The organism is uncultured Gordonia sp. (genome assembly GCF_937858515.1).
Lineage (GTDB): Bacteria > Actinomycetota > Actinomycetes > Mycobacteriales > Mycobacteriaceae > Gordonia.
The window spans coordinates 1-6248 of the sequence record NZ_CALLZT010000024.1; the positions used below are offsets into that span (position 1 = coordinate 1).

2 protein-coding genes are annotated in these 6248 nt (G+C 63.0%); both read left to right on the top strand.

Features of this window, described 5'->3' with window-relative positions; all coding sequences use genetic code 11:
* Positions 1–1503 precede the first annotated feature (1503 nt).
* A complete protein-coding gene (locus Q0627_RS01920) occupies positions 1504–2565 on the top strand; it encodes an RHS repeat-associated core domain-containing protein (RefSeq protein ID WP_298807422.1) in 1062 nt (353 codons plus the stop codon).
* A 942-nt stretch (positions 2566–3507) separates the two neighbouring features.
* Positions 3508–4578: an RHS repeat-associated core domain-containing protein gene (locus Q0627_RS01925; RefSeq protein WP_298807423.1), complete on the top strand. Its 1071-nt coding sequence runs from the start codon at positions 3508–3510 to the stop codon at positions 4576–4578.
* Positions 4579–6248: the final 1670 nt, after the last annotated feature.

The following is a 6248-nucleotide window of genomic DNA, read 5'->3' on the forward strand; positions in this document are numbered from 1 at the left end:
CGACTGGAACTACACCATCACCCCAAACCCCGCGATCTAAATCGCGGCGGGCCCTAGCTGCGGATCGGAGCAAAGCGTTCCGCTCCGACTTGGCTGCGGAACTCGCCGAAGACTTTGGCTTGAAGCTTGATCATCGGACCTTGTTTGAGGGTTGTCACCGACGCTCAGTTCCAAGGGTCAGCGCGCGAGCCGGCGCCGTCGGCGGTGGTGCGTACTGCGACGACGACGTTCAACGTTGCGGGTGATCCGCGGGTGACCCGTGTCGGGGACGCGACCGTCGGGTACGGTTGCGATCGAAACGCAGACGGATTCGTTGGGTCGGCTGTTGTCGTACCGGGATGTGTGGGGCAAGGTGGCAACGTCGACGTACGATCGGTGGGGCAAGGTGTTGTCCGCGTCGAACGCGGCTGGGACGTTGACCTACGAGTACGCGTCGGATGTTCAGGTGCTGTCTGCGATCAAGTTGGGTGGGCTGAGCGTTGCGGTGCCGGTGTACAACTCGGCGGGTGACATGACGTCGGTGTCGTACCCGTCGGCGTGGAATGGAGTGAAAGAGATCGGACGCCACATTTACCGGAAGGCGAAGAAGAGGGCAGTGCAGCTCGTCCGCAAGCGGTTCCCACTTTCGGTATTCGCCTATCGGCATCTCGACGTGAGCGTGTCGGTTTGTCCTGTCTTTGGATGCGTCTCCGCGGGCTTCTACCGGGGCCAGGCTCGCGTGGCGGGGGGCGTGGGGCTAGCAGTCGCTACACCGGCGGTAGGCGTCGCGTATCGAAATTCGGCGCAACGCCGCCGCGGCGGTGACGGTGGGGTCAGCAATCTCTTCGCGTGTGCTTTGGCTTGCGCCACGCACAGCTGGAAAGGCCAGGATCTTCGTCGCGGCAGGGTAGCGCCATCCGGGACGGTCGGCGGAAGGGAGCTCAAGAACAACCTTGGGGCCGGGTACGTCCACGTGTGGACCAGGTACTTGTGATGGCGGCACCAAGCTTCACGCCAGACGGGACCCTGCCAATCTGGCTTGCCTGTGCGACGGTCGGCTTCACGCTAGTGCGAAACTGGGCTGAAATCCGAAGGCTCTGCGGCCGGGCGCGCCGCGCTTTAGGCCGTCGGCGTCTTCGTCGTCGAGGTGCTTCCACGCCGCGGGCCGAGTCGGGCGACACCTCGCCTGGCCATGAGTAGCGGTCGTTGGCGGGCGGGTTCAACTACGCGTACGAGGCTGTTGGGGTGCCGGGTAGTCCAACTGATCGTGTGGGTTCGTATCGTTTGGTGGGGGCGACGGTGTGGTCACCGTCAGGCCCCCAAACATACGGTTACTCGTTTGCGGATAAGGATGTGTCGTGTGGTTCGGGGTCGGGTGTCGCCCAGTTGGCTGGCCGGAACTCGAACCGGTCCGCGAAGACCGGCCCGTCGGGGTCGGTCACCTATTGTTACGACCAGGCTGACAGGCTGGTGTCGACGTCGGACACTGGTGTGGGGGCGGTTGGGTATGACACCCGAGGGAACATGACCACGGTTGGTGGTGAAACCCATTCCTACGATGTCGCGGACCGTCACGTGTCGACCGTGAAGGGGTCGACGACGGTGTCGTACAGCCGGGATGTGACCGACCGGATCATCCAACGTGTCGCGTCGGGTGAAACAACGGTGCGGTACAACTATTTGGGGAGCGGTGACGCCGCCGATTTCGTGACCACGACCGGTGGGGCGCTGGTGGAAGCGTCGTACACGTTGCCGGGTGGGGTGTTGTTGACGTGGCGGACCGGTGGCGGATCGGTGTGGTCGTACACGAACTTGCAAGGCACGATCGCGGCGGTCGCGAACCAGGCGGGTGTGAAACAGGGTGGCACGTTCGGGTATGACCCGGACGGCAACACGTTCGGCACGCCGGTCGACAACGCCGCAGGCAAGTTTGATTACGGCTGGCACGGTGAAGCGCAACGCCCCGTCGAAACAGCGGCCGGTTTGTTGCCGATGATCGAGATGGGTGCCCGCCAATACCTCCCACGCCTCGGACGATTCATTGAGATCGATTCGGTCGAGGGCGGCAGCGCGAACGACTACTCGTATGTGATCGATCCGATCAACGGCAGCGATCTTGACGGGATGTGCGGTTGGACTGACCCGTGGGGCCGCGTCAAGAAGGTCGCACGAAGAGCCACGAGGATCGCGAAGAGCACCGCGAAGGCAGTTGGGCGACGGGTCCGGACCAACGGCCTTGGAAAGCACTGGCGCGGTGCGCTCCAGGTGGTGACGGTGGTTGCATCTGCGGGTTGCGTCGCGGCCACGGCGGGCACGGAGGCGGCGGCCTGTTTGTATGCGGGTGCAGCACTCGCTGCAGCAAGTACAGCTCAGTCGTATTACGACAACATCCACAAACGTAAGCGCAAGTGCTGGGCGAATTGCGCGAAGGATACGGTTCTGAACATCGCGACTGCAGCGTTGCCATTTGGTCGGGTAACCGGCAAGGCGGCCAATATCATTGGAATGACCATACTCCAGAACACCTTCAACGCTGGCGCGACGACATCAGCTGTAGGACTTGGCAAGATGAGCTATTGCAAATGACCAGCACGTATCCGTTGCCTCGCCCAGCCCTGGCCAGGGTGGGGCAATGTGGACTGCGGATGGCCTTCGCGCTCGTTGGGCCGCTCATCTACCTTGACGGGGCATCCGGGCGGCCGGCGGCGATACTGCTGAGTCTTCCTGTCGGCGCGGTGCTCTCGTTGCCGACTCTATTGGGCAAAGCCGAAATCGATGGCCGCCGGATTCGCTATCGAACAATCGTTTCGACCAAAGAGGTCACTTTGCCTTCCGGGGTTGAGATCGGACATTGGGTGTGGCCGTTCGACCGTAGTGTGGGCCTCGGCCAGGTTGGGTTTCTTGGCCGCCCAGACAGCCGGGGGTATGTGGGGCCAAGAGTTTGGTTGTCTCTTCCGGGCTCCGGCTGTATGGGCCGACGGACGCGCTCCGTTTGGGTCGCCGCGATCACGGATCAATGCGACGACGCGATCGAAGTTGTACCTGTGCCACGCTCTTTGGAGCGGCCGCGATGAGCGACGGGGTAACCAGCCAGGTGCGATGCTGGGGTTCGCTCAGTTCCATGGGTGTGCTCTGTGAGCGATCAGGGAACCCGTCATCGGGATTATCGAAAGCCGCATGGGGTCAGTGTGCTGGCCGGCGGTGGGTGAGGTTAGCGGGCGCCTCCGTCGCCGGGTTGGGTGGTCGCGATCTCGACATAGCGACCTGCCGAATGGGTGTCGTGGTTCAACGAGGGCCGGCTCCACAGCGAGCTCGGCGACCTGACTCCCGCCGAGGTCGAGACCGCCTACCTACGGTGCTCTCGGTCAGGCCCGAGCGGCCTGACGAGACCAACCCAACGAGCACACGTCAAATCCAGGCCGATTCAGTCCGTCGGGGTCGGTCACCTCTTCTTGCGACCATTCTGACAAGTTGGTGTCGACGTCGGACACTGGTGTGGGGGCGGTTGGGTATGACACCCGAGGGAACATGACCACGGTTGGTGGTGAAACCCATTCCTACGATGTCGCGGACCGTCACGTGTCGACCGTGAAGGGGTCGACGACGGTGTCGTACAGCCGGGATGTGACCGACCGGATCATCCAACGTGTCGCGTCGGGTGAAACAACGGTGCGGTACAACTATTTGGGGAGCGGTGACGCCGCCGATTTCGTGACCACGACCGGTGGGGCGCTGGTGGAAGCGTCGTACACGTTGCCGGGTGGGGTGTTGTTGACGTGGCGGACCGGTGGCGGATCGGTGTGGTCGTACACGAACTTGCAAGGCACGATCGCGGCGGTCGCGAACCAGGCGGGTGTGAAACAGGGTGGCACGTTCGGGTATGACCCGGACGGCAACACGTTCGGCACGCCGGTCGACAACGCCGCAGGCAAGTTTGATTACGGCTGGCACGGTGAAGCGCAACGCCCCGTCGAAACAGCGGCCGGTTTGTTGCCGATGATCGAGATGGGTGCCCGCCAATATTTGCCAGACTTGGGACGGTTCATCGAGGTTGATCCGGTCGAAGGCGGTAACCCGAACGACTATTCGTATGTGATCGATCCGATTGACGGCAGCGATCTTGACGGGATGTGCGGTTGGACTGACCCGTGGGTGTGCGTCAAGAAGGTCGCGCGAAAGGCCAAGGATATCGCGAAGTCCGTCGGCCGATTCGTGAAGAAACACCGAGACACCATTGCGTTTGGCCTCGCTCTGATTCTTGCATGTGTCGGTTGCATGGCAGCTTCCGCTGGACTCAGGGTGTGGTCTACCTACGATGCCTGTAGGGCGCGGCAGAAGGTGAGCTGCGCGGTTGGAGTCGCGTCCTTGGCCACGTTTGGTGCCGCCAAACTGCGGGGTTCGGCTGGCGAAGCTCTAGGCAAAGCCGGTGCTGCCCGACTTGGGGCATCGCGCTGGCACTTGATTAGGCGGCACGTGACCGACCCGCTCTTCGCGAGCGTGGGAGGTGCCATGAAAACCGGCGGGAAGTGGCTCGGTAGAGCTAGCAACGTCGGTGGTGCGTACTCCGTGTGCAGCGGCTATGGCAGGTGCCCGGCGTGAAGGTCGAGGGAAGGCGATGTTGAAGCCGGTCATCCGCACGCGGAAGCGTGACCGATGGTTAGTGGACCTTGGCCGTGAAGGCGTACCATCGAAGATGGTGATTGTGCGTGGGTTCTGGGAACGGTTCTCCGGAAGGCTGGAGCCGCCACTTCCCTGGGACTTGGTCACGGTGCGCATGAGTGACAAGTACGCTGCCGCGTTGTACCAGGGGAGTCTGAAACGTACCCAGTGTCAGATGCGTTTGAAGGAATCGACGGCCCGGCTGGAAGTGGTTGGCTCGGACGGGTCGGTTCTCCTCCATAGATCGATCTTCGTTCCTGCTGGATACGGACTGGCCGTGGGATTTGTCCCTCCTGTTTCGGCTTGGCCGGGCATGCGGAATCCGAGGGGTGACTTCTCGGCCGGCCTCGTTCCGGTGCATGAGTGAGGTTCAGGCTACCGGTGTCGTGGATCCGTCTCGGTCATCGGTTCGGGTTGATGATCTCCACCGATGTTGATGGTGCGTCGACGGGTGGCTCAGTTCCAGGAACGGATCCGGTTCGTTCGTTACGCCCGCGACGAGACCGCGGCGGCCACCTTCGTCATGTTGGCCGAATGCTTCGAGACGATCGGCGGGGTCTCCGGCCGAGATACTCGCCGATCCGATGGGCTGCCTCAGGGCCGGAACTTGCTGCATCGCGCTGGTACTTGGTTAAGCGGCACGTCACCGGGCCGCTGCTCGTTGGCGCAGGAAGAACGCTCGGTCGCGGCGGGAAAATGCTTAATCGCGCAAGCACCGCAGGTGGCGCGTACTCAGCGTGCAGTGGGTATGGGCGGTGTCCTGCCTGATGGTCGGAGGAACGCGATGTTGAAGCCGATCACTCGCATTCGGAAGCGCGATCGGTGGATGGAGGTTCTTGGCCGGGAAGGATTGTCTTCGCGGATCGTGATTGTGCGCGGGTTCTGGGAGCGGTTCTCCGGGCGGAGCCTGGAGCGGCCAGTTCCTTGGGAGACCGTCACGGTGACTATCAACGGCAAATATGTGACTACTTTGTACCAGGGGAGCCTGGAGCGAACCCAGTGTCAGGTTCCACTGAAGGCTTCAACCGCCCGCATAGAGCTGGTTGGGTCCGACGGCACGGCCTTGTATCGAAGATCGCTGTTTGTACCCTCCGGATGTGGACTCGCGGTGGGTTTCGTCCCTCCCGTATCGGCGGTGCCAGGCATGCGAAACCCGACGGGAGACTTCGTTTCAAGGTGCTCGCTGTTTGTCGGTAGAGTGACAGGCAGGGTTTCTTTGGAGGTCTCGGGTATCTATATGGGCGATACCGGATGGCCCGATGGTGTAGTTTCAGCCCCCGTGGAACGTGTAGTGCACGATCGGGATCACGGGCTTACGGCGCCGGAGCGACAGAGATGCTGCGGGCGGGGAGGCGCGGTTGTTGGGGGTGGTAGGCCGAGAATGGCGGGGGCCCGGGTGGTGTCGCGGGGGGGAAAGACCCCCGGGGGGCGCGGGCGGGCTGGTGCCGCTGTGTTAGAGGGGGGGCCCCCCCGATCTGCCCACCCGCCGCCCTCCCGACGGCCGGGTCGCGGGATTGACGGCGGTGCTGCGCCTGCCTGCGTGAGGCAAGCCGCCGTTCCTAACCCAGATCGTCGAATTCCGCGTTGATCACTGTCCCCCAGGCGTCGCG